The following is a 26155-nucleotide window of genomic DNA, read 5'->3' on the forward strand; positions in this document are numbered from 1 at the left end:
GGTCTTTGAGTATGCCGATCGCGGTATCAAACGACTACAACCGTCCGGAATGAGTCCTACGACTCGGTTCGGGAGAGGTATTTTTGCTGTAACCGCCGGACGCACCCACGAAGTAACAGAAGCGATAGCTTCGGAACGAATGAGTTGTATCTGATTCCGCTCGATTCGTCACCATAAAGCGCCTCCATCGGCACATCCCGAACAGTCATTCCATTGGCGTCTAACTGAATTAGCATATCGTTCAGGAACCCGTAGTCGTCGAACAGGTCGTTCAGAGAGAGTTGTTCGAGCGCCGTCGCGGAAATCGCGGTGTATCCGTTCTGTGGGTCGCGCATTTTCCAGTGTCCGCTCGCGATTTTTGTCAGCATCGTGAGCAGCGCATTCCCAAATAACCGCCAGTTAGACATCTGAGTACAGTGGCGACGCGATATCAGGCGGTTACCTTTCGCGTAATCTGCTTCTCCCTCGACGACTGGGTCAAGTATCTCATCAAGGATGTTCGGGTCCATCTGACCGTCGCCATCAAGGACTGCAACCGCGTCCATGCCGCTCATAAGCGCTAACTCATATCCAGTTTGTACGGCGGCCCCCCGACCACCGTTGGTCTGATGACGGACCGGGACGATCCGCTTGTCGAGGAAGGTCTGGCTTTCAGAAACCGTTTTTCCGGCCCCGTCGGCGACAACTATTTGTTCTGCGGAATCACTGGTTACACCTGCCTGTTTTACCTCGGTATCGACGTATTCTTTGATCTCGGTCCATGTACCATCTGTCGAGCAATCGTCAATAACAAAGACCTGATCAACGTACGCCGGGAGTGAGTCGATGACATCACCGATGAACCCCTCTTCGTTGTATGCAGGGACAACAACACCAATCGTCGAACCCTTATACACGCTCTGTCCCCCCTGAGAATGAGCCGTGTCGCTTCGCGTCTGTGAGTTGCACGGCATGGTTGCATTGCTGGAGTGAATCCGCTACGAGACACACAGAGTTACCGGAAAGTGAGCTACTCATCTCGGGTCTGCTTTCATGCCAGACCCACGCGCCAATAGCAACCTCTGATTCAGTGATAGTCATGGTAGGTTCGTAGGGCCACTCACCGGCCACCAATAGGGCCCTCTCTGTCGCCATGTTGGAGAAATCAATCTATTGTTATTCCTTACTTTCCAGGGTTAGCGGTTATATACAGTGAACTGTTGGGTCGATAAATATCGCGTTAGATTAATTCTGAAAAGCACCCATGTACGGCGATTACTCCTGTGAGAAGGAGTGGTTACTCGAATTGGTCCTGATACGTCGTCCTGATGTCCGCCTGGCGACTAGCGGTTAGATTTTCGTATGACGACCCATATGTATCGTTGGCCAGTTCGTCCCATGACTCAATTCGGTCGCCAGAATCGGTCTGGAACTGTGCATCGAAGTCCGCTTCGACATTCTGTTGAGTTTCGATTTCTAATTTAGTGAAATTAAACTTCTCGCCGGCTTTCACATCGGCATCATACTCTTGCCGAGCTATTTCCTCACGCGTCCGCACCTCTGCGGCTGCAAGACCGTCTGCGAACGGTTGGCGTTCGTGGATCTCTTCGACTTGGCGCTTCGTTTCACTACTCACCTCATCATAGTAGAGTCCGTACTTGTCTTGAGTTATTTCGTCAAGCGAAGCACGATCACCCTCAGAGACACTGGTACTTCCACCGGAACCGCTTGACCCTCCGTCTTTTGCCCAAGACGGCTTGACCGACATAGCTGTGGACGCACGCGCGTCTTCTGAATAAATTCCATAGACGTACGTCTGCAGCCTCAAGGGTTCTACGGGGTACTCTGTCGAGTCAGTTACCGTATATTCGATCTCGAACTGAACGCGAGTCGACTCGCCGGGTGCAAGCGTGACGTTTCTATCGACTCCATAGGCCTCCGGTCGATCATCGTCATCGCTGTCGATCCGATGCTGGATCGATTGGGCTCCAGTTATGTTACCGGTATTCGTTACGTCCGCGGAGAACACAGCCACATCGCCGACGTACAGAACATTTGGTCCATCCAGATCCGACACCTCAAAATGACTATCTTCGACTGTCATGGAGACAGCTTCTGTGTCGGTACCAGTTCCGAGAGAATGGTTGTGTGTCCCACGGCTCAAATTTGTCGTATTCACGCCAATAGACACCGTTGTCGTTTCGTTGGCAGCAAGTGAAACGGAGCGTGAATAGGTGGTATTTAGCGCATCACTGCGGATTGTGACGTTGTCGGTGCCGTCCACATCACCAACGTTCTTGACGACTACGGAGACATTGGCGGTTTCGCCTTTTGTCACGTTGGCCGGTGTGGTCGTGTTCTGCACTTTGAACGTCGCCGGTTGCTGGACAGAGAGTGTGCCAGTCGTTGTTGTGTTTTCCGTGGTGATCTTGTACTGATATTGCCCAGGAGACATATCAGTGGTGTGGACCGTGGTAGTACTCACCTGACTCTGGCCGCCCGCAAGCGAGTATACGCTCTCGTTCAGCGTTTCAGCATCGGTGTATTGGCCGTTTTGGTCCTCGTCGATAGCGATTCGAACGGTTTGGACGCCACGATATGCACCGACATTGGTCAGGTTTGCTCGGACTGAAGCGTTCGTTCCACGGACGATAGTCGCGTTTTCAGTGGTATCCTCGAGTACAAACGTAGGAGGGGTGAGGACAGCCACATTCCCAGTTGCCTTCGGGGACGATGATTCACCGACAGCAACACCGTACGTGTACTCTCCGGAACTGAGTTGCTCAGGCTCGACAGCCAGAGTCACGTTCGTCAGTTCAGCTGCCGAAGCCTCTACTTGTTTTGTTGCTACTGTTTCGGGAGGCTGTTGATCTCCGTCCCCGTTCAATCGTAGTCTTACTTGTTTCGTTGTCGGTTCCGACCCCGTGTTTGTAATCCGAAGTTGTACATGCAGTGGCTCGTCCGGCCGAATTTCGGTCGGAGTCTGCACAGCACGTATTTCCAGTTCGTCCTCGTCCACAGTGGTCGCCGAATCTGCCGGCACATCGGCGAAGCCACCGATTCCAAGCCCTAGCGTAGCGCCTCCAAGGACTAACAGTCCAGCGACGCACCCAATCAGTAATTTTCCATAACCTATTGACAACATGCGTACGCAGGTAGGTTACAAATCATTATTGTTACGACCGCTATACCCGCCGGTAGAGACCCTTTGCATTCAAGATCGAAGAGCGGCTTTCGTTCGGCGATATCTTGGAATGGGTAGCATTCGTTTACCACCAGACGCATCCGTCAAAATGCGAACTGACAGCCACAGTCGTAGTGAATCGATATCGTTCGTTGGCGTCTCAATTAACCGACGGTCGTTAGCTGGACCTGTGGAAATCACACCAAGTTGTGACTCAATACCGGAATTGATCTCACAGAGTCGCGTGTACTCGGGCTATCCAGCTCCGGCTACAGTTACAATCTCAATTCGAACCGAAGAAGGACAGAGATGATTCTAAGTCGGCGCACCTGTACGATCATATCGGTATGAGTCCGAGCCGCGACGGTTATGCCATATTCTTCCGTTCGATTGTTTCCCAAATATCGACACCCTTCTCAGTAATGTCGTACACACGGCCTTTCTTCCGATCTTCCGAAACTAGTAGATCAACCAGTTCCGACTCACGAAGCTCTTGCAAGGCGCGTGAAACGTGAGCAATACTCATTTCTCTATCGTCCGCGATTAACGACGGTGTCGCAGGGCCTTCTGACAACCGTCGGAGAGTCTCGACTCGATACCGTGAGCTGATTACGTAGCTCACTTCGTCCCACTGATCAAAGTCTGCCATCGTATCTATTCGTATGCACGAGTGTACCAACTACTTTTCTTGGACACAAACTCGTGTACAGTGATATTCCATGTGCCTGTGGTTAATTGTTTCGCTCGTGTCGCTTGGTATCGCTTCGTAGCCATACACCATTTCGGTTGATTACCCTGCATACTGAGTATATGGTGAGTAATGTCTCCCTCCCCTCTGGTTCACAGATCGCGCGTTTCACCTGCGTATTCGGCAACCAGTCAACAACCGATCTACAGCAGACACTGCAGAGTTCGTGAGGTTCCAATTGCTGACGACCAGCCAAGTAAAGTTCCATCAAGGGTTCGTACGTAGAAGGCATTTAGCGGTGGAGGTAGCCGTTCAATTGCGATGCATAGGATTACGTTACTTGAACAGCCGACAGCAATAGACGGTATACGCGATGATTTATCCTGTACAATCATAGACAGAGTGATAGCGTATAACGGTAATATATCCGCCCCTCAGGAATTGAAACGTCCATTCTATATCTCTATTGTGTCTCAACACATTCCGAAACGGCGTCTTACCGTGGATCACCGGAGATTGATTCCAAGAACACTGTTACTCCCAGAATACCAACGCAGCTACTGACTATCCCCGATGGTAATCAGAGAAAAACTATTCAATATATTACATAACAAAGTATTAAGTGGCAAGGTGATGTTGATTTGAAATGCTGGCAGACAGCGTAACGCTCCGTCGATACAGCCGGGGGGCTGTGTGAGCGCAATTCCAGACGGGTGGACGATGTCGCAGCACACAGGAAGTGGGTAAATATGGGAGTCAAAGACACCGCACAAACGAAAGCAGAACCGAATAATGAACTAAGCGATGATTCCGTCCCAGCGCCAAAGGAGAACGAAAACAGTGCCGACCAAGCAGCATCACAAAAGCAGGACGACCCTAGTGCATCTCTGGACGTTATCTTTGAGATACTGAAAAACAGCCGCCGTAGAGAGGTCCTCCATTTTCTTCGAGAACGAGATGAACAGGTCTCTCTTGGAGAACTTGCAGAACACGTCGCGGCCATCGAGAACGAGACCACAACTGATGCGCTGACATCGAGCGAGCGCAAGCGCGTGTACGTAGGGCTTTACCAGTGCCATCTCCCGAAGATGGACGATATCGGTGTCGTCGATTTTAACCAAGACCGTGGGCATATTACCCTTACCGAGAAGGCCAACGACTTCGAAAAGTACCTCGACCGCTCTGAGGGGGAGGAGGTAGATAATCGACCGTGGTATCAGTATTATGCAGCTGTCTCGGTGCTGGGTGCAATGGTCCTCGCTGCCTCTATCGCGTTCTCACTTTCCGGGAGCATGGTTTTAGGACTGTTCTCCCTAGTTGTGGGTGTTGCAGGCGCGTGTTCCGTGTATCACTGGTCAGTTGAGCGGGAAGCGCCGGACAGCGGGTAGCTCAAATAACAACGTTTTGGTTCCGAACCTAATTTTCACGCAGTACGCGTACCGATTAGCTATGCCGAATAATACACTTCGTCGCCGGCAACATATGTTCGTACTATGGATGGAGACGGATCTGGATCAGCGATAATAATATCTGCCCTTGCCCCGCACTCCAACCGTCCTCTGTCGTACAGGCCGGCAGCAGCAGCTGGCGCAGTAGAAACACGTAACACCCGGTCTTTGAGCGGCTCATCGTTTTCAATGAAAACAGAGCTGAGCAGTGACTGCGGACGAAAGTCGCTACAAAGGATGTCGACGACGTCGTCTTTGATTGCCTGAGACGCATCGGGCCCGTCACACAGGCTCCCACCGCGAACCACATTCGGCGCACCCATCGCAACGGTCAGATTTAGCTCGGTTGCACGCTGCGCAACACGGTGAGATGGCGGGTATTCACTGATGTCGACCCCGATGGCAGCGACGTTATCTACACTCGCAGCAGTTCCATCGTCGTGTGAGGCGACCGGCATGTTTCTACTCCGTGCTAATTCTGTGATCCCTCGTGCGCGCGATATCAGTTCTGCCTCGGAGACACCACTACGGCGTGTTTTGAGGGCTTGAAGGCTGGTTTCTAATTCCCCGTCAGGGTGGTCATAGCGTTGCGCAAGTGTATTTTCGCTAGCGAGCGGACCTGTTCCGGGAACATGTGAGACCAAGGAAACGAGGTCGCCCCCTGATTTGATTTCTTGCGAAACAGCCTCAACTGCCGTTTCATTAGTTATCTCACACCGCATATGGAGTCTATTATCGACTCGGGCGCCAGTTTCGGAGTTGAAATTTCGTATCTGCTCTGCGAGGCGGCGGGCTAATTCGATACTCCGGTTATCATCTGGAACGTCTTCGAACGAGATAGCGTGATATTTTGTCGTAACGCCAGCGCTGGCATTAGCAATATCACATCGATCTAGAGCGATAGCTGTATCGACGCGCTCCCCTTCTCTTGGAAAAAGGTGCCGTTCGATGTCATCACCATGGAGATCTACCAATCCAGGTAGAATATATTTACCCGTCGCATCAATATCGGGGTTGGCATGAGATTCTGCTTCCACTGAGACTATTTTTCCGTCAGAGAACGTCACTGTCCCGTTCTCTACTACAGCTGTTGGCGTAACAACATTTCCTCCTGAGATCGATGTTTGGTTTGCGTTGTCGTTCATTCACTGTGGCTCCCTGTCAGATGTATCAGTGTGGTAATGATCCACTTCCTCGAAACATGAATATGAGCTTGCTACGGCTACACCACGGTCGAATATAGAGTTTATATTTATATGTGAGAGACGGTTGTAGCTGAGAGTTATGCGGAATAAAATAATCGGAGACCTTCGTCAAGCCCACTATTAATTCGTGGAGATGCGATCCACAGAATTCGACACCACGTAACATACCAGGTATTAATTCATATGTCAGTCGAGCACATGTTCTAAGTTATATTTATATAATACCTTCACAGAGTGAACAAGATACGGATGATTTTGGCAGATTCATATTTATTAGGTTACACCTACTCACATAATACCACCTTAACTGTCTGAACGAGAGTGTTTGACCAGTGATTTCTCCCTACTTTTCCCGTAGTGAGAAAGAGTATAATGGCACCTGAGTAAAGGACAGAGTCGCTTGTAACGACATCACAGTACCGAGTAGTGATTGACTCCGGCGGCATCAATTCACTCGCCAGCAGATCAAACGCGGAATCGATCAAAACCAGGAACACCATCAAGTATCGCCATCAAGAAGGACTCGGTCGGTCGGAGTTGTACCGAAAGTCTACGTGTTTCTACTGCCAGCGTGGTGTTTGCGTGTCCGGAATCCGAAGTTTTTAGCGCTGAGCGTTTAAAACAAATTCGTATGAAAGATTGGGTTGACACCTATAACGAGCGTGACTGGGAAACTACAACGGACGGAACGGTCCGGTACGCACTATTGGGCCTCGGCTGGTGGACAATCGATCTAGCGTTCCCCGCAATCCAAGACTCTGATCTGGGTGAAGTCACGACGTTTGTGAGTAGTTCCTCGGAGAAAGCTAAACGTCTCGCCAACGAGAACGGTGTGGACCATGGGATCAGTTACGAAGAGTTCCATGACGGGGAGGTGTCCGACGCGTTTGATGCCATCTACATTGGGACACCGAACGCTTTGCACCTAGAATACGCAAAGACAGCCGCGGAGTTAGACAAGGCAGTCCTATGTGAGAAACCGATGGAGTCAACAGTCGAACGGGCGGAGGAAATGGTTGAAGTATGTGAGGACGCCGCTGTGCCGCTGATGATTGCCTATCGAATGCAGACTGACCCCGCGGTCAGGCGTGCAAAAGAACTCATCGAAGACGGATTCATCGGCGAGCCAGTATCCGTCTACGGCAACAACAGCCAGCCATTGCTTGAAATGAATCCGGACACAGACCAGTGGCGGCTCGATCCGGACCTGTCAGGATATGGCACCTCAGTGATGGACCTAGGGATTTACTCGATTAATACGACTCGCTTCTTGCTCGAACGAGAACCACTGGCGGTGCAGTCACAGATGGAATCTCATGGAGAGGCCTTCGAAGACGTGCCTGATGAGCGCTCTGGGGCATTGCTTGTGCTCGAAGACGGTGTGAAGATGGTTACGACCGATAGCCAGAACGCCCACAGTGATACGCAATTGAAGATAACTGGAACGGACGGGCAGATTGAGCTCCGTCCAGCATTCCACGGGAAAGTAAACCTCCACCTGTCTCGGAACGAGACCACAGTAACTGTCGAACACGAGAACGTTGACGCAGAGGACGAAATGCGGGAGGAGTTCGATTACTTCGCTGATCGCGTTCTGACTGGCGCTGACATTGTCCCGGACGGCCGCCATGGGCTCCAAGATATGCGAGTTATCCGAGCAATTCACGAAGCCGCGGAGAGCGGCGATATCGTCGAGCTGTAACAGAATCGTTCGGATTTATCTAATCCCACCGCTGGCTCATTGTCTTGAGACTGAGTTATGTGCCGATAACGGTTGTTATGTCATCCCAGTCAGGACTGAGTACAGCGTGATCACAGATAGTATTTCGAATGGATTTCCAGAAGAGGCACCACTCCGCTCACCTATCCGGGATTGAAGATCTGTTTTTGCGAGCCATAGTTAGCTGAGAGGCCTAACGAAGATTTACAATACAGCGCACCAGGTGTCATTTAAAAAGCTGTGGCCTAGGCATAAAGCCGGAGCGTAATAACATCTGTACAGATGTTATATATATCCCAGCGAGCTCGACAAACCCTCGAAAGCCGTGTATTGACAATTGTGTTTGATATAGAGCCTTACTGATTTGATTCTACAGGCACCATATAGGGTTGAATTTACCTATCTGTTATCATCTAAGTCAACCTATCTTCAAGATATTACTATCTGTAGATATAAATGACGAGTATGGTTTCAAAGTTATCTATTCCAGCCTGATATTTTGACCCCCGCATACTCATTTTTTGCCGTTACCACTGTTATGATCGTATTTGTCCTATAGAGATTATGCGGTGGTATGTTTACAAGTAAAAAGTGGGGAGATATAGTAGGCACAGCAAAATACCGAGGAATTCTGTCACAGATTGAAATTGATCAACATCTACTGCAGTAATAACGTGGTCAGTCACTCGTACTGCAAGCAAGGCACAGAACATCCACAGTGGAACCGATTACCTGTCGGAGGCTAACTGGAGCTGACGATGCGTAACCCGCCGTTCGGGAGTCATCATGGAACGTCCTCGGTGAGTAGTGGTGCTGTCTGGGTGTTCTGGGTCGCCCTGTCAGTAATCAACGTTGTCGTCGGGAGCGTGGTTGTATCTCACCGCATTCGGACTTGGTTTCTTCCTCACCGTCAAGATCCTTTCGTATACCTAGCTGCAGATGTCCGATTAATTCGAAAGTCATATACACAGGATTAGGACAACCTAAAATATGGATAAGACAGGCGACACGGGTAGTCTCACACGGCGCGACTACCTTTCCGGCAGTAGTGTGCTGCTTGGCACGTCGATACTCGCTGGCTGTTCCAGTGACGGTGGCGAACCATCCAGTACAGCTACATCGGACAGTGGTGAAACGGGCACATCAACCCCATCAGATAGCGGCCTCTACACTGCCTCACTTTCTCCTGTCGGGGAAGTCGAATTCGACTCCGTCCCGGAGAACGTCTTCACGATGTACAATCAGTATGCAGATATGTTAGTTGCGCTCAATCACGGTAACGCGGTCAATTCGATGTTCGTACCGGATATGGCTGGGCCAGCAATGAACCACTACTACGAGAGACTTTCTGGTGTCTCTTTTGAGTGGGAAGACCTTCCGAATCCCTACGATAATTTCAGCAAGGAGTTCTTCTACAGCCTCGGTAGCGACGTTCACTTCCTCGATCCTGCATGGGCGATTACCCAAGAGAACTGGAATATGGGCGATATCGAGGAAATTGTCGACAACATTGGACCCTTTTTCGGAAATTTCTACAGCGGAACACACGGTGACCCGCAGGAACCCTACAGTGGGAACTACCAGTATTACACGCTGTGGGAACTTTTCGGTCGTGTTGCCACCGTGTTTCGGGAGCGAAAGCGTTACCAACAGCTCAGAGCCGTTCACAATGAGCTCATAAATACCATCCAGATGGACCTTCCACCCGAAGAAGACCGACCGACAGCGGTTCGGGTTACACTTGGCGACGGCCAGTTTTGGACGTATCACCTGAACCGCCCTGGCTTCTGGCTCGCCGACACGCGTCCGCTCGGAGCCAACGATGCTTTCGAGGATGCAACGTGGGACGGTCTCTGGGGTTCGGTCGGCTATGAAACAATGCTGGCGGCAGACCCTGATGTAATCCTCCACCTCTGGGGAATGACACCGCGCTACAACATGGACGATGTCCGTGAAAGCCTCACATCACACAGCGTTGGGAAAGAGCTCGCCGCAGTCCAAGCCGACCGTGTGTACGCACACGGAATGCGATACCACGGCCCGATCATGAATCTGTTCCAGATCGAGATGACCGCGAAACAACTCTACCCAGAGATCTTTGGTGAGTGGCCAACCTATGAAAACGGAGATCACTACCCGGAGATCCCGACGGATGAACAGCTTTTCAGCCGTGACCGGGTTGCCAAGATCATTACTGACGGATAGTGTAGTCAAGCCGGCGTCCGAAGCCTATGGCGCATTCCAGTCGTACCGCATGACAAGGTCGTCCTCGTCGATTTCACTTGCGAGTTTATCTACGATTTCATCCCGTTCGAGATTGTCGAACCGCTCCAGTTCGTATGGCTTGACCGTTACCGGCGAGGACTCACCCTCAGCGATTCGCTCTTGCAGTTTGGCGACGCCGTAGATGAGTGCCTCGGGACGTGGCGGACAGCCCGGCACGTGGATATCGACCGGGATGACCTGCTCTACACCTTTGATCACGTTGTATCCTTCCTGAAACGGGCCACCGGAAATAGTACAGGATCCCATCGAAACGACGAACTTCGGCTCGGGCATCTGGTCGTAGACGCGCTTCATCCGCGGCGCGAACTTCGAAACAATGGTCCCCGGGACGATAATCAGATCCGCCTGTCGCGGTGACGCCCGAGGGACTCCGGCAGCAAAGCGGTCAAGGTCATGTTTCATTGCGAGAGTGCCCATCATTTCAATGGTGCAACAGGCGATGCCGAACTGCAGCACGAACATGGAAGACCCCCGAACCCAGTTCATGAACGAGTCAAATTTCGTGAGTATGAACGGGGATGAACCAAGCACCTCTCGAAGTGTAGAATTAAATCGGTTGTTCGTGTTTCTGCCGCAGCGTGCCCGCTCAGCAGACTGTGCATCGTCCACATTTCGCCGATCACTACTCATGACCAGATGGTGATAGATAGTGGAGGCGAATACGCGAACTGTCGTACACACTAGTGTCTTTATTTAGAAGCCACCTCCAAGACTCGCCTGTGAGATATCTCCGCTTGGAGATTCAGTATGCACCGGAGTATCAGCGTCCGATGCACCGCTTTATAACCGAAAGTGAGGCAATCAAGCGCGAATGGCTCGTTACATGGAAAGTCGGCGTCGAAGACGGAATTGCCTATACGTTGTTCTATGTCGTCGGCGATCGCGATCCCTACGAATCGGCGCTTTCTGCTGTCGAAACCATGGAAAGCTACGATATTACACCCGTTCGCGACGAGGCGTTCTACGCATTTGTCCGTGGCCAAGAGACCGACCAATCACAGCAGTTCTACACGGCGTTCGAACAGCCGACGCTAATGGTGGTCCCGCCGATTGCCTACCGACCGCATGGGGTAGTGTTATTCGATGTCGTCGGGGAGCCTGCCGCTCTCGAACAGGTCCGAAATGCACTCCCCGACGGAATTACGGTAACTGTCCGGAAAGTCGGCGAATACGATGCCAGTCCCGGAACATTCGCCAGCGGCCTTACTTCACGCCAGCGCGAGGCACTCGCCGCAGGACAGGAAGTTGGTTACTACGACGTCCCACGAAACGGGAGCGTCAAGGACGTTGCCGAAGAACTCGGTTGTGCCCCAAGTACTGCATCGAATCATCTCAGAAAAGCGGAGGCACAGCTTGTTGAACGCGTGTTCAGATGACAGCTACCACAGAGGCAGTTAGATATCAGTGCGCCACTCCCGTGTTTGAATTGCTTGAACGGATGGAAAGCAGTAGAACGTAGCGAGTGGATTGTTGGTCATTGAGAACACCACAGTGTCTGCAGTAACACCGTATTAGATAGTATCTACTGCCGAATTACTGCGGACATTGTGGCGTCTGACCGAAGAAGACAGCGCATAACTCTAAGTGGACGCCACGATGTCCGCTGTTCTACTGAGCGCTTGAGAAGTCGGGGTCAGTTACTGCGGACATCGTGGTGTGGCTACGACGGAATAACGCCACGATGTCCGCTGTTCTGGTGGGTTAGAGAGGAGAACAGCGGACACAGCGGTGTGTGCTTAGACAATAGAAATGCTATGAATCGCTTAAAGGGAGTCTGAGAGTCGCAAACTCGGTCAGTAATTGGAGAGAACACTCCCACCCCACTTTGTCCGCTGTTCTTCGCGATGAGGCGAGAGGGGGAGAGAGAAACAGCAATTTTTGGGGTGAAATATGGTTTGCCTAGGCTAGGAATGCTCTAGAGTAATACTATAGTGCTGTCGCTTACAGCTATCAAATTGCATTACGGTCTAGTTCTTCATAGACTGTAATAAACCCTTCTATAATTTATGCTTCCTTTCTTTCACCCCCTCCCACCCTTCTCTGGTTACTGCGGACATAGTGGGGTGGGAGAGTCTCGCCAATTCTTTATAAAGAAAAGAACAGCGGACGCTCCGGACACTGCGGATGGGGGTGGTTTTATATATGTTCCTTCCAATACGTCAAGCAACGACTATGGGGATGTTCGAACGCGACACCGAGATCTACTTGGATCGGGACGCTCTTCGAGAAGATTACCAGCCTGATAATCTCGTCGGGCGTGATACCGAGCTAAACCGGTATCGAGCCGCTCTCCAGCCCGTAATCAACGGTGAGCAGCCCAACAATATCTTCTTATACGGTAAGACGGGGGTTGGGAAGACTGCTGGCACGCGGTATCTAATCGATCATCTCGAAGAAGACGCAGCAAAGTACGAGGATATCGATCTCACGGTGAAGATGTTAAACTGTGATGGCCTCTCCAGTAGTTATCAAATCGCTACCCGACTCGTCAACGAATTCAGGGACGAAACGAGCCAGATCAGTACGACAGGATATCCCCGCGCGACGGTGTATGATATGCTGTGGACCGAACTCGATTCCTGTGGTGGTACTATTTATATTGTTCTCGACGAAGTTGATCACATCGAAGACGACAGTATCCTCTATCAACTCCCGCGTGCGCGAGCAAATGAAAACCTTAGTTCTGCGAAGATTGGGATCATCGGCATCTCGAACGACTTCTCTTTCCGTGATGACCTCTCCCCAAAAGTCAAGAGCTCACTCTGTGAAGAGGAAATCCAGTTCCCTGCATACGACGCGAAGGAGTTGATACAGATCCTACAACAACGCGCTGACGTAGCGTTCCATGACGGTGTCCTCGAAGACGGCGTCATCGAGTTGTGCGCTGCGTACGGTGCGAAAGACGCTGGTGACGCACGACAGTCACTTGACTTGCTTATGAAAACGGGCGATCTGGCCCGGGATAAGACACAGACACGATTTCAGAAGACCTTGTTCGGGAGGCACGCGACGTTCTGGAACGGGGCCGGATTCAGGAAGGTATTTCGGGACTGACCCAACACGGTCATCTGGTCGTATACGCGATGGTGACACTTGATCAGGAAGGGAAGACGCCGGCCCGAACACGGGATATCAGACCTCGATACACGAACTTCGCGGAAAAAGCAGGGATCGACCCCCTTGTTCCACGCCGGATGCGTGACCACCTCGGTGAGTTGTCGATGTTGGGTATCATCTCGGCAATCGAGCGGAACGAGGGACGGCGTGGAGGGACCTGCCGTGAGTACTCTCTCGAGATGGATCCGGAAATGATTCTCGCGGCGCTTGAGAAGACTGTTGATGATGTTGGAATCCACAAATCCGTCACTAACCTTGTTGACAGCGAAGCGACACTCTCGGACTTCCAGTCCACGTAGGAACAGCGGACATGGTGGTGTCGAAACCGACTAATACGGAGTGGTTTTCAGGATATAGAACAGCGGACACAGTGGTGTCGTCGCCGACAATTGGAATCGTCTATTTTTACTTTAGTAGCGCGAATAACTCCGGACACGGTGGTGTCTCATAGTGACGATTCTCCCGTTGCTGCGACTATACTTCCTGTGAAATCTACTGATATTGCTTTTGAGAATCAAATACGTGTGATGTGTGTATTCAAAACCATCTTTCAGGAAGGAATGGCTGGATAGTAGTTTTCCCCGTCAAATGATTGCTTGTTCGAAAATTCAAAACGATCTCGCCTACTACATGAATCGGATCTTTCATCTGGTCATCCCGTAAATCCTCTGTCTGCACAGTTTTACAGGCCTGATTACTGCAGCCTGTCGTGGTGTTCCCGTTTGATGATGTGAGATTCTCCAACTCAGTAAGTGAAGACTCTGAGATTGATCGTCAGTGAGGTATACACACAGAGAAGCTATCAGACCGGCTAAGATGTCCTATAGCCCTGCGATTAGTTCCGTCTTGGACTGCAACTGTCAGTGCCCGACAACTGGATTACTCCGTCAGCGCGAACTGTCACCAGAAAGTTTCGGTATTGAAACGTGATGGTCTGGGTCGCTGATCCGGTTAACTCGTTTGGCTGCGTGCCGAACAGTAGTGTCTCAATTGCACCGACATCAATGTAGTCGTGCAGTGGAGACTCATGATACGTTTCTGTTCTCGTCTGGTCGGCGATGGCTTGAACAATAACTGCAGCAAGCTCTTGATCGCCAGTTGGGTCGTACCGAACTTCAGTTGGGGTGCCGCTTGTCGCCGCGAATAGGCCCGCATCCTGGTCAGCCTCATGATTCTGGCTGTTGTCGGCCATCCATCTAGCAAACAACTGGAATGCATATATAATACATGTATGAATATTCGGGTACGATATTTACCTTCTCCAATCTGACTGGGTTGAATTCATATCTACTCGAATCAGCTATACTATATAGCTATACAGCCTTCAGCAGTCAGCCCATACACATACGCCGATCCGACTTACAGCCAGATTGGCACACAAATGGTAACAATAAACATGGTATTTTGTGTGGTACACGTCAGTTGAGGATGTCTGTATCCATGCACCAACTACACAGGCGGCAGCTACTCGGAGCCGTGTGTTCGGGCTTGACTGTACTTGCCGGTTGTGGCAGCAGTCAAAGCGGTGGCCCTGGTGAAACCGAGAGTGGTGGCGGTGCCGAACCAACGCCTGACTCAGCCTCGACAACCACTACAGATAAATCAACGGCTCGCGGTAACGACGACAGATCGACACAGTTCGGTCAGGTTACACGATTCCCCGATTCGTATGCGATGATAGCCACAGTCCAGTCTGGAGGGCGGACCGTCGAGATGTCTGGCCGTTTCTATCAAGGGGATATGTACTGGTCGTTCGACCAGCAGGGACAACAGATGGAGATGTATTACATTGGGAACAGCACGTACACTGTTACTGGAGGGCAGTGTCTCCAGGGAACGATGCAACAGGGGATGAATCGTGACGCGGTCGATCCAGGCCGTTTCTCCGATCAGCCGGAGGAAAACCCGGAAATCACGCCGGCCGGTCGGGATACTATCGATGGTGAGGCAGTGCTGGTGTATGAAATCTCTCAGGGAGGCTCTCAGGAGCCGCTGACATACTATATCCTCGCGGACTCCGGATATCCGCGACGCATTGAAGGCGAGTCAATGCGGTGGGACTTCCATTCATGGGGTACGGTTGACCCGATCCAGAAACCCGAAGAAGACTGCCAGTCGATGCCCGGTGGCGGCACGATGGCTGACGGTGGCAGTTAATCGTTCAGCTAGACGTGACTTGGCGGGGCTACTCGGAGAGTAGACAGTTCTCGATATACCGCCGAAATTCGGCTCTCACGTCGTCGATTGTGTCCTCGTCGCTGGTAATCCGCTCCGCCTGGATCCCAACTAAAACCGTGTGGAACAGTGCGGCTGTCTGCGATGGGTCTTCGACAGCAAATGCGCCGGCATCAACACCCGCTTGGATGACACGGGCGATCTGCTTTCGAATAAAGTCATCACTCCTGCGAAAGAGACGGTTGTAATCCTCGTCGTGTGCTGCCTGCGCTCGCAGCTCAATCACAGCCTGGGAAAACTCGATATCACTGTTGCTGCTGGTCCCAAATATTTCGTCGACGATTACGTCAATGTACGCTTCAGGGGACTGGTTGGGAAGCGGAACCTGGTTTTCGACCTGCTCAAGCATGTAATCAAGAAGATCTACCAGCAACTCGTCTTTATTATCGTAGTGGTGGTATATCAGCGACTGACTCTTCCCGAACTCATCGCCTATCTTTGAGATAGTCAAATCCGCGTATCCGTGTCGACGCAGTGCATAGAAAGTAGCCTCGAGGATCTCCTCGCGGGTTCCATCCGGGTTCCTGAAAAAGGATATCTCGTTAGTCATCGTTACATCGACCGTTCCCTGCTTGAGCGGTACGGTTCAAATGACTCACGGTTTTACTGTTTCCTCGTTGTCGGCCACGTGGCCAGTCTGGGATCTCGTTTTTATCACTGGATTGAGTCGGGGCAGCTGTTCGTAGATAGCTATACTGTTGACTATACATTCAATAAACTTAAGCGTACTGTTGCCTCCTACATCAAGGGGTAAACTGGACTGCATTCCAGTTCTCCGTGTTCGTATATCGATTTGTGTATCGTCTCTCTAAGTCCACTTGGGGCCTTTACGGCCGTTCTGAGGCAAATAGACCGAAGAACCGAAATCGAGCAGCGCGGACTGTGATTGATTGGATGTTCCGATCCGACCCCGGGAGATACGAAAGCACTATATGTGATTGAACGTTTAGTCAACTACAGGAACATGACGACTGGTAACCGAAGAATTTCGAAGCCGTTTACGACTACTAACGAACCGCGGATTGAATGGAAGTCTTACTAATATGGCATCTAACGCACAGAAGCTGCTACTCCTGGCCGTAGTTGGCGTTGTCGTAACTAGCGGAACGGCAACCGCTGCGATTGTTGGGAGCCCCGATATCGTTGCAACGCTTGAAGACGACACTGTCTCCCTTGGTGAGCAAAAGACAATAGAAATTTCGCTGGTCAACACTGGTGATCTTGACAGCGGCTCCACCCAGAACCCGGCGTTAAACAGTGAGGTAACCACGGCAAAAGGACTCACTGTGAAACTTATTTCTGGCGACGCGCCGATATCGGTCAAGAACTCGAAGCGAAGTATTGGCACGCTCCAAACCGGACCGCAGGCGACAGTGCCGTTTGATATCAGCGTGGATGACGACGCTTCCTCTGAAACGTACGAGGCACAACTGAAACTAAACTACAAGCACACGAGCTACATTTCCGAAGGAACAGGATCACGGGACGAAGAGACGAAGACCCGAACTATTGACATTGAAATCGATGTCACCGATGACGCCACATTCAATGTGACTGATGTTGAATCAAATGCCCGTGTTGACTCTACAGGCACGGTGGCGGTTAGCGTCGAGAATACTGGAGACGGCTCTGCACGGGACGCCGCGGTAACGCTGGCATCTCAGAATCAAGACCTCGAAGTAAGTGGTGGCGAGGCGACTTCACGGTTTGTTGATAAGTGGGAGCCGGGTGAAGTCCGAACGTTCAACTATCGTGTAAGTTCCGCTGAATCCGCAGAGCCGGAGCCATACGGGTTTGAGCTGTCGGTCGCATTTGACAACGAGGACGGCCTCCGAACACAATCAGTCGGACAATCTGTCGCGGTCGAACCTGATCCGGAACAGCGGTTTTCGGTCGTCAATTCAAGCAGTTCTGTCGCCGTCAGCAACACGGGAACGTACGAGGTTCAACTCCGCAACACGGGCCCGTTGACCGTTGATGACGCATCTGTCACGTTTGTCTCACAGAACGCCGATATAACGTTCGGCAAGAGCTCCTCAACAATAGCCTATGTGGGCGACTGGGAACCCGGTGAAGTTCGGACCGTTCGAGTCGATACAACAGCGAGCCCCGATGCTGAGGAACGAAGCTACGCGCTATCGGCCAACGTCCAGTACGATGATCAAGAGGGCGATACCAGCACCTATGACGATGTACAGTTGAGCCTCAGCCCGGCACCTGAACAGAACTTCGACGTGTCTAATATTGATACCTCACTTCAGGCCGGCGAAGACGGATCACTGAGTGCAACCCTCACAAACACCGGAACGCGTGATGTCGAGAACGTTGTCATCGCGTGGGAAAGCCAGCAATCGACGCTATCGCCAAAAGAGACGCAGTACGCTGTCGGAAATCTCGATGCGGGCGAATCAGCCAACTTCAGCTTTGGCGTTGACGTGTCTAACAGCGCGGAGGCAGGCGCTCGGCAGTTTGACTTCGGCGTGAGCTATCGCGACGATAACGGTGACAGGGTTGACGCAGACACACTTGAGGTTCGTTCAACAGTCGATGGCAGTCAGGACGAATTCGACATCGAAGTGCAGAATTCAACGCTCGGTGTGGGACAAGACCGCTCAATTACGTTTACGATAACGAATACGAAAGACAAGACGCTGAGCAGCATTGAGGGGAAGGCGTTCGTCAATGACCCGCTCAGCAGCAGTGACGATGAAACGTTTATCGCTGAGTTGGAGCCCGGTGAGTCAGAAACGGTCTCCATCCAGCTCTCAGCGGGAAGTAATGCGCTGGACAAGACGTATCCGCTCAATCTTGACTTCCAGTATGAGACGCCTGACGGGGACAAACGGGTTTCAGACACCTACAGTCTCCCGATAGAAGTCACGGACCAGTCTGGAGGCGGCGGGACACCACTGTGGCTGATCGGTGGTGTTGGACTCCTCGTAGTCGTTGGCGGTGCGGTCTGGTACAGCCGACAGTAAGTCTCCGAGGCTAACGTATATGTCACAATGTTAGACTACCAGAAATATATCGACGTCCTAGACGATTGGATTGTCAACCGTGACAAGACAGTCGTTGCTGCGTTCATCGTGATGACCCTCATTCTGTCGGCAGGGTTCGGCATGACCGCAACCGACTCTGGGACATCACAGTTCACCGACGGCGTTCCTGCACAGGAAGCCTTCGACGAGGTCAACGACAACTTCGAGCGCGAACCGTTCGGTGAAGGGACCGGCTCTACGACGCTAATTCAGAAGGACCAGAACGTCCTCTCGAAGCCAGCGATCCTCAATATGCTGGAGGCCCAGAATCGGCTGACACAGCGCGAATCACAGGACGTTGTCGGAACGACGAGTGTCGCACAGGCCGTCGCACAGACGCTTGACCCGGAGGCGGAGACACTGCCTGAACAGATCGATGCCGTAGAAGCAGCCTCACAGTCGGAAATCAAATCGGCCACTCGAACGACGCTCGAGCGCCAGCCGGCAGTTGCAGGACTTCTCAGCAACGACCTAAACACGGAAGATCCGTCGGCATCGGCAACACTGACGACTGTGACACACGAGGTGCCAGGTGTCTCAAGCAGTGCCGGGACAGAGGGGACATCACCACTGACGCCCATTCAGCAGGAAGCTGAGTTTATCGTCAGCTCGGTCGACGGTGATATCTCTGTCTTCGGCAGTGGGATCATCTCTGCAGAACTGAGCAGTGTCATCTCTGATTCGCTGGGACTCGTCGTCCCAGCTGCCGTGGTCCTGATTCTGTTCTTCCTCATTATCGCGTACCGGGACCCGTTTGATCTACTCATTGGCCTCATCTCCCTAGCGATGGCAATTATATGGACATTCGGGTTCATGGGATGGGCCGGTATCCCCTTCACGCAGATGTTGATCACAGTCCCGCCGTTGCTTCTCGCCGTTGGAATCGACTTCGGGATTCACGCCGTGAATCGATATCGTGAGGAACGCGTCGAGGGCATTGAACCGACGCCTGCAATGCGGACCGCGACAGACCAGTTACTCCCGGCGTTTTTCATCGTGACTGGCACGACAGTGCTGGGATTCGCCGCCAACGGGACCAGTCAGCTCGGTCCGATCCGCGACCTCGGGTTTGTCGCCAGCGTCGGAATCCTATTTACGTTTCTCATCTTCGGTATCTTCCTGCCGGCGTTGAAGCACTTCATGGACCAGCAGCGGGTGCGATATGATCTCCCCGAATTCAGTACCGCTCCCATTGGCTCTGAGGACTCCGCAGTCGGTAAATCGCTGACTGTCGGTGTCACAGTCGCTCGCCGAGCCCCGTATGTATTCTTTGCCCTCGTACTGGTCTCTACGGCGGCTATGGGGGCGTATGGAACTGGAATCGATACCCGGTTTACCACTGAGGACTTCCTCCCACCGGAGGAGAACCCCGGATACGTCGAGGTCCTGCCGGAAGCTGTGGCTCCGAGTGAGTACACAGTCACGAAACAGATAAACTATCTTGAGGACAACTTCGAGAGCGGCGAGAGTGATACAGTAACGATATACGTCGAAGGATCGATGCAGGACGGAACAGCGCTAGAGGAGATATACCGAGCGAATCGGGACCCACCGGGCTCCTTTGTCACAGCCGGTGGGAGTGCAGATTCGACAAGCATCCTTACGGTGATTAACCGTTACGAGCGTGATTCACCGGAGTTCCGACAACTCGTCGCACAGAACGATCAGAACGGTAACGGCGTCCCCGACCAGAACCTTCCGACCATTTACAACGCGCTGTATGACTCACCGTACGGTGACCGCGCGGCATCGTACATGACTGACGACTATACGCGCACGCGAATCGTGTACTCTGTTGAGTCCGATGCGAGTCAACAGGAAGTGACAGACGACACAAGGGCCGTTGCTGATGAGTTCCGGATGGAGGCGACCGCAACCGGCAGCGTTGTGGTACTCAAAGCCGTCTCGGATGTAATCGCAGAATCGGCGTACATGAGCCTGGGTCTCGCCATCCTCGCGTCTGCAGTGTTCCTGTTGTTCGCGTACTGGCTCCTCGAACGCCGTCCCGGACTTGGGATTGCGAACCTCATCCCGATACTGCTCACCATTGCCGCCTTGGCTGCGACAATGCGATATCTGGATATCCCATTTAATGTCCTCACCGGAACGACGTTATCGATCGGAATCGGGCTCGGTATCGATTACTCCGCCCACCTCGTCCATCGGTTCTCTGAGGAGTACCGTGGCGACACCCAGCTGCTTGAAGCACTCGACATTAGCGTCCGGGGAACAGGTGGCGCGTTGGCGGGCAGTATGGTCACCACGACCTCCGGCACTGGAGTGCTCGTCCTCGCGGTCGTCCCGATCTTGGGTCAGTTCGGGTTGTTGATCGCCCTCAGTGTCCTCTACTCGTTCACAGCGTCCATACTGGTGCTTCCGACCTCGATCGTCATCTGGGACCGCAGCCGGGGACCGCTTGGGGAACTGCTCTCGTCGCGCCAATCGCGGAGCGCAAACTAATGCGGTCCACTCACTTCGGCTCCTGCTCACCTGAGGCCCGCCGTGACCAAACTGAACGAGTTGGTCAGAATCGTTCGGGTACTGCCTTCGAGCAAGCGATACCGTACCGCCAGCCCAGCTACAGTCAGGGGGGACGACTGTCTCTATGACTAAAGAGAGCGACGCACTGTGCGCAACTGAAAAGGAAATTATGCACGCAACTCACAGAGCGCTTGTTAACAGCGGGTACGCTGAGCTCTCGATATCGCGTATTTCTGATGAATTTGACAAGGCTAAGTCGACGATATACCACTATTACGACTCAAAAGACGAACTGCTACTTCGGTTTCTCAGATTCACCGTTGACCGATTCGAGGCGACAATCACGACCAGCATCGGTGACGACCCGAAAGAAGACCTCAACCACATCATCAGAACACTCCTCCCGTGCCAGCTAACGGAGGAGAAACGCCAGCTACACAGCGTTTTAGTCACGCTCTCCCCACAAGCGCTGGAACGGGCGGTATTTCGCGAGCAGTTCACCGAAATCGATACTCGACTCGTTACAATCATCGAAAAAATTGTTCGCCGGGGCGTTGATGCGGATGTGTTTCGCGATGTCGATCCGACGCACGCGGCCGAGCATATTCTAGCAACGATTAAAGGAACCATGTATAGCCGCCTCACGACCAACCGTGAAGCCGCGACGACCGCAGCGAAAGCGTCTCTGTTCTCGTATATCGATTCGCATCTGGTTTCGTAGCTCCTGTCAGTTATCAACTATTTCTGCTACACAATTTTATCAAGCTGATTAACAGGATGTCCTCCCGGAGACTACGAAGGCTGGGAAAGTATCGACAACTGCTGTTTCTCGATAGTGTATTTCTAACCTGAAAGGAAGGGTAGCGGAGCCGACACCGTTCAGCCCCGAATTACTGCAGCTAGTAGCCGAGGTGTTCGCGGATGAGAACAACGGTCGTGCGATCCTCTTCGAGCTCCTGGCGGAGGATGAGTTGCTTGGCGATCGCGGAGTCGACGCCGTAGGCCTCCTTCGCACGCTCGTTTTCCAGAGGGTACGCGACAGTTTCCAGTCGGTCGAGCGCGTCCTCGAGCGTCGGCACGATCTTGTTCGCGCCACTGACGATGACGACGTTACTGGCCGCGAACGGATACGCACCGATGCGGCTTCCCGAACGATCCGCCGCGACGAGTTCACCGGTCTGGGAAATGCCGTTGATGCCCCCGAGGAAGTAGTCGGCCGTTTGTGACTCCCGCCGGGCAGCTTGGCGCTTTGCGTCGTCGTCGATACTCCAGATCTTGTCGGGAAGACTCTCCCAATCGTGGTCCCCATCACTCAGGTACTCGTCGAACCCGATCTCTTCGAGTGTCGTTGAGTGGCCGTTCATGACAGACGCTTCTGCCGGAATGAGTGATTGCAGTTCCGCGAGCGCATCATCGGCCGAGTCAACGACGATGACTTCGAACCCGTTTGCCTCCAAGTTCTCGACGGTCTCCTCGATGGTTTCTTCGGAGGGCAGTTCGTCCAGTGATTCGTCGATATCCGCGTCGTCTACGTAATCTGATTTCTGTTGAGACATATTCTTTGGCGGTAGGTGTATCAGCATCAACACGAAGGCGTACCTAGCCCAAAAATCCTCGCGGACACCGGTGTCAGGTAGTTACATCGGTGATACTCCATCCTCAGACAGGCTGTAATATGCGGCTGGAACCTCTGTGAACACCGTTCTCTGGATTCAAATCGTTCCTTCCCCGATGCGGTCGGACTCGACTCTGTCCGTACACAGCAGGGGTGGCTGTGATATCAATTGCTGAAAACCGGGGGGTAGCATATATTGCTCTCCATTCATCATGTTACACTATCAATGCAAATGGCACGGAAGGAAACTACAGACACTACTGGGACACTCTCGAAGATGGTACTGTTCTGTCCGGACTGTGATTTTGAGAGCGGGATGGTCGGTGGAGACTGGGATGTTTCGAGCACCGAACGAACGACCCGCTATCACTGCCCACGATGTCAGCACTCGTTCGGCGTTTCCAACCGCCGATAATCCTGAGCAGAGAACGGACGACGTATAGCGACTCGAACGTTCACGTTCGAAGAAATTCCGAGACGTACACTGTCATTCCCAGCGTATACCTCGATATTGGGATGGTACTCGGCACCCCGCCCACCGCCGCGACCGATATGGCACGCGCGCCACCGAAGTTCTACGATACTCTCCCGGTTGTACGTTTCAACGAGGACGACATCATGGCACTGGCGGCGGCTCCGAGTCCGGCTACGACAAGGCGAACTTCTACGCTGCCGACCCCGATGTCAATCTCACCGACCCTTGGAGATTAAAACGGTACACTGACTGGGCGGACTCCGACATCTTGGAGATTGAAACAGCCACCGGCCCGCTTGTTGCGTCGGCGATCCGTTTCGGCCTTGAACACCCTCTGGGAATGAACAGGATACCTACTACGAACTCTACGACGTTTTCGAGAAAATGGCGGCAACCTTCCAGCGCCAGGTACGGCATCAGGCCTGGAGTCGCTGCACGACAAATTTACCAGACCATCCGGTCTTATTTTCTGCCGGAAGATGAGCGCCTCCGTCATTGCGGTGTGGCGCGGCGTCGACCCGACTACCGAGTGGTCCCGTTCGAATTTCAGCGAGTTGCTAACGAGCTGCTGGTCTTTGAGTAGGTAGTTGCTCTCTTAGTCGTCGCTCGGCACAGCGTCAACGGATCTCTGCCCCTCGTCCTGCCAGCTGAAGAAGCTTGCCAGCGCCGGTCCCGTGATGTTGTGCCAGACGCTGAACAGTGCGGGAATGAGTGCGGCCGCAGGATCAAACAGGGTCGTCGCCAGCGCAACGGCCAGCCCGCTGTTCTGGAGCCCGACCTCGAACGCACAGGTCCGAACGCGGTCTTTCGGCATCCCGGCTGCCCGACCGACACCGTATCCCGAGCCGAGTCCGATAGCGTTGTGAGTAACGACTGCCACCAGCACAAGCAGACCAGCAGTGAGAATATTGTCCACGTTCGCACCAACGACGCCAGCGACGATCGCGACGATGGCGGCGACACTGATAACGGGGAACACATCGGTACCGATTTCAGCGGCTTTGGGCGAATAGCGGTCCAGCAGATACCGGATCGTGAACCCGAACAACACCGGAATAATGACGATCTGAATGATGCTCTGAAACATCTCCGCGAAAGTGACGTTGATCTGTTCACCGAGAGTAAGCACCACCCAGGCCGGCATCACGATCGGTGCTGCAAGGGTTGTGAGAGTCGTGATCGCGACGGAAAGGGCCACATCGCCCCGACCGAGATACGTCATCACGTTCGATGCAGTCCCACCGGGGGCGGCACCAACCAGAATGAGGCCGACACCGACCGCATCTGGAAGATCGAGCAGGACATACAGCCCGTACGCAGCGGCAGGCATCACCAGCCACTGCGTGGCAGCGCCGATACCAATATCCACTGGTTCCTCAATTAGCCGGCGAAAGTCCGCCGGCTGGAGCGTCAAACCCATCCCAAGCATAATTAGCCCGAGTAGCGGGGACACGTAGTTTAGAACTGGGACAAACGGGTCCGGCCTGACAAGAGCGAGTCCTGCCAGAATGATTACCCAGACAACGAAGTATTTGCTCGCAGCGCGACTCACCGCTCGAAGCGTCGATATCGAAGTCACATATCTGGATGATGAACAACATAGAAAAAGTTTACTCTGGACCGTCATAATGCTGAATTCCGACCCGTGGTGAGGGGCGGCAAGTGGTTCGTCGGTAAGCTATGCGATTGTTGGTACCAAGGTCGGTACCGACCTTCGACAAAATGTTCGAGCGAATAAGTACTCCTGTTGCTGTACTGCGAAAGAGATCTTGTTGCTCAATTTTCCATCGTATTCCACCCCATACTTCTATTTGAAGACTTCCGCCAGCAGCGTAGTAACCGAAATTCATCAAAACCGCGCAGCAACGTGACGGAAATAAATCATGTTGCTATCGGATGTGGTATAACTGGTTATTTCAATTACATTCTATGTCCGTACTAGCTTACTATTAGATATCTATCGCTATTCAAACGTAATCAACTGGAAACTACTATTAGTAGCACATACCAATCAAGCTGGAACATGATGACTCAACCCTCAATTCTGCTGCACCGGGGCAGACACCCGTACAGTACTCCGGCTACGCCAGAGGTGGCTCACCGGTGAGCACTCTTGCACGTAACATCAGTTCCTGGCTACTCATCGTCACTGTGGTCGCTACTAGTGGGACAGTCGGGACAACGGTTGCATTTCAGGATTCTGCACAGGACATACAGACAGAGAACGAAGCCCTCCGCGCTGAAAACGAGGAATTGCGTGAACAACTGAACGAGACTCAGGAAGACCAACAAGCCGCAAAAGCCCGCGCTGAAGAGCTCAACAGACAGTTAGAAACCCGTAACGAGGACGTAGACACACTTGTTTCGGAACTAGAAACGAAAGAAAAGATGCTAAACGCCAGTCAAGCCCGGCTCGCAGAGTCCCGAGAAGATCAAGCGGGTATGTCGCGATCCGAAATGGAAAAACGGCTTGATTACCTCTGCGCACAGCCAGAGAACAGGGATCGGTTCGGCTGTCAAGAGTTTGGTCCCGGTGAATGACAACGGGCTGGGTCCCAAGCAAATCCGTCCTTCAGAACTGCTGAATCCTCTTCTGTGCTGTTAGATGTGGCCACTGCATAAGACTTCCATTCCGGGTGGCGAAATTCCTCATGGACTCACGACAGTCGCAGTCGCAGGAGCTA

General features: G+C 52.6%; 18 protein-coding genes and 1 pseudogene. 10 read left to right on the forward strand and 9 right to left on the reverse strand.

Features of this window, described 5'->3' with window-relative positions:
- Positions 1-56: 56 nt before the first annotated feature.
- The 3 genes from ACODNH_RS22965 to ACODNH_RS22975 form a co-directional block, all read right to left on the reverse strand.
- Positions 57-896 carry a glycosyltransferase family 2 protein gene (locus ACODNH_RS22965; protein ID WP_306710801.1) on the reverse strand — a complete coding sequence of 280 codons (840 nt, stop codon included), beginning with the start codon at positions 894-896 and terminating at the stop codon, positions 57-59.
- Between the two features lie 380 nt (positions 897-1276).
- The gene (locus ACODNH_RS22970; protein ID WP_306710797.1) at positions 1277-3124 is read right to left on the reverse strand and encodes a hypothetical protein; all 1848 of its coding nucleotides are present in this window, start codon (positions 3122-3124) and stop codon (positions 1277-1279) included.
- A gap of 406 nt (positions 3125-3530) precedes the next feature.
- Positions 3531-3812, reverse strand: coding sequence for a winged helix-turn-helix domain-containing protein (locus tag ACODNH_RS22975; protein ID WP_004515801.1), 282 nt, complete (start codon positions 3810-3812; stop codon positions 3531-3533).
- A 788-nt stretch (positions 3813-4600) separates the two neighbouring features.
- Between ACODNH_RS22975 and ACODNH_RS22980 the strand changes: the two genes are divergently transcribed.
- Positions 4601-5239: a DUF7344 domain-containing protein gene (locus ACODNH_RS22980; protein WP_306710788.1), complete on the forward strand. Its 639-nt coding sequence runs from the start codon at positions 4601-4603 to the stop codon at positions 5237-5239.
- 59 nt (positions 5240-5298) lie between these two features.
- Here ACODNH_RS22980 and ACODNH_RS22985 read toward each other — a convergent pair whose 3' ends face one another.
- Positions 5299-6444 (reverse strand): alpha-D-ribose 1-methylphosphonate 5-triphosphate diphosphatase, encoded by a 1146-nt coding sequence (locus tag ACODNH_RS22985; RefSeq protein WP_434531780.1) that lies wholly within the window; start codon positions 6442-6444, stop codon positions 5299-5301.
- A gap of 691 nt (positions 6445-7135) precedes the next feature.
- Between ACODNH_RS22985 and gfo6 the strand changes: the two genes are divergently transcribed.
- Together gfo6 and ACODNH_RS22995 are read left to right on the forward strand one after the other, a co-directional pair.
- Positions 7136-8206, forward strand: a complete 1071-nt coding sequence (gene gfo6, locus ACODNH_RS22990; RefSeq protein ID WP_306710784.1) for a D-xylose 1-dehydrogenase Gfo6 — start codon at positions 7136-7138, stop codon at positions 8204-8206.
- Between the two features lie 1008 nt (positions 8207-9214).
- Positions 9215-10429: an ABC transporter substrate-binding protein gene (locus tag ACODNH_RS22995; RefSeq protein ID WP_434531781.1), complete on the forward strand. Its 1215-nt coding sequence runs from the start codon at positions 9215-9217 to the stop codon at positions 10427-10429.
- A 24-nt stretch (positions 10430-10453) separates the two neighbouring features.
- Here ACODNH_RS22995 and ACODNH_RS23000 read toward each other — a convergent pair whose 3' ends face one another.
- A complete protein-coding gene (locus tag ACODNH_RS23000; RefSeq protein WP_434531782.1) occupies positions 10454-11140 on the reverse strand; it encodes an NADH-quinone oxidoreductase subunit B in 687 nt (228 codons plus the stop codon).
- A 152-nt stretch (positions 11141-11292) separates the two neighbouring features.
- Here ACODNH_RS23000 and ACODNH_RS23005 point away from each other — a divergent pair, with 152 nt between their 5' ends.
- Both ACODNH_RS23005 and ACODNH_RS23010 read left to right on the forward strand, forming a co-directional pair.
- A complete protein-coding gene (locus ACODNH_RS23005; RefSeq protein WP_306711226.1) occupies positions 11293-11886 on the forward strand; it encodes a helix-turn-helix domain-containing protein in 594 nt (197 codons plus the stop codon).
- A gap of 796 nt (positions 11887-12682) precedes the next feature.
- Positions 12683-13926: pseudogene (locus ACODNH_RS23010) on the forward strand (Cdc6/Cdc18 family protein).
- A gap of 536 nt (positions 13927-14462) precedes the next feature.
- Here the strand turns inward: ACODNH_RS23010 and ACODNH_RS23015 are convergent.
- Positions 14463-14819 carry a HalOD1 output domain-containing protein gene (locus ACODNH_RS23015; RefSeq protein ID WP_434531783.1) on the reverse strand — a complete coding sequence of 119 codons (357 nt, stop codon included), beginning with the start codon at positions 14817-14819 and terminating at the stop codon, positions 14463-14465.
- A gap of 521 nt (positions 14820-15340) precedes the next feature.
- Between ACODNH_RS23015 and ACODNH_RS23020 the strand changes: the two genes are divergently transcribed.
- Positions 15341-15784, forward strand: a complete 444-nt coding sequence (locus tag ACODNH_RS23020; protein WP_306710775.1) for a hypothetical protein — start codon at positions 15341-15343, stop codon at positions 15782-15784.
- A gap of 28 nt (positions 15785-15812) precedes the next feature.
- On the opposite strand, the gene ACODNH_RS23025 is transcribed toward ACODNH_RS23020, so the two are convergent.
- Positions 15813-16412, reverse strand: coding sequence for a TetR/AcrR family transcriptional regulator (locus tag ACODNH_RS23025; RefSeq protein ID WP_306710771.1), 600 nt, complete (start codon positions 16410-16412; stop codon positions 15813-15815).
- Positions 16413-16905: 493 nt separating this feature from the next.
- Here ACODNH_RS23025 and ACODNH_RS23030 point away from each other — a divergent pair, with 493 nt between their 5' ends.
- The 3 genes from ACODNH_RS23030 (at position 16906) to ACODNH_RS23040 (ending at position 22102) form a co-directional block, all read left to right on the forward strand.
- Complete coding sequence (locus ACODNH_RS23030; protein WP_434531784.1) at positions 16906-18840, forward strand: COG1361 S-layer family protein; 1935 nt, start codon at positions 16906-16908, stop codon at positions 18838-18840.
- A gap of 27 nt (positions 18841-18867) precedes the next feature.
- Positions 18868-21360, forward strand: a complete 2493-nt coding sequence (locus ACODNH_RS23035) for an efflux RND transporter permease subunit (protein WP_434531785.1) — start codon at positions 18868-18870, stop codon at positions 21358-21360.
- Between the two features lie 145 nt (positions 21361-21505).
- Complete coding sequence (locus tag ACODNH_RS23040) at positions 21506-22102, forward strand: TetR/AcrR family transcriptional regulator (RefSeq protein ID WP_306710765.1); 597 nt, start codon at positions 21506-21508, stop codon at positions 22100-22102.
- 178 nt (positions 22103-22280) lie between these two features.
- Here ACODNH_RS23040 and ACODNH_RS23045 read toward each other — a convergent pair whose 3' ends face one another.
- Positions 22281-22937 carry a lactate utilization protein gene (locus ACODNH_RS23045; protein WP_306710763.1) on the reverse strand — a complete coding sequence of 219 codons (657 nt, stop codon included), beginning with the start codon at positions 22935-22937 and terminating at the stop codon, positions 22281-22283.
- Positions 22938-24066: 1129 nt separating this feature from the next.
- Entirely contained in the window at positions 24067-25023 is a 957-nt protein-coding gene (locus tag ACODNH_RS23050; protein WP_434531907.1) for a bile acid:sodium symporter family protein, read from the reverse strand.
- Positions 25024-25574: 551 nt separating this feature from the next.
- On the opposite strand from ACODNH_RS23050, the gene ACODNH_RS23055 reads away from it, so the two are divergent.
- Complete coding sequence (locus ACODNH_RS23055) at positions 25575-26012, forward strand: hypothetical protein (RefSeq protein WP_306710761.1); 438 nt, start codon at positions 25575-25577, stop codon at positions 26010-26012.
- Positions 26013-26155 lie beyond the last annotated feature (143 nt).

The organism is Haloarcula sp. NS06, from assembly GCF_051122755.1.
Taxonomy (GTDB): Archaea; Halobacteriota; Halobacteria; order Halobacteriales; family Haloarculaceae; genus Haloarcula.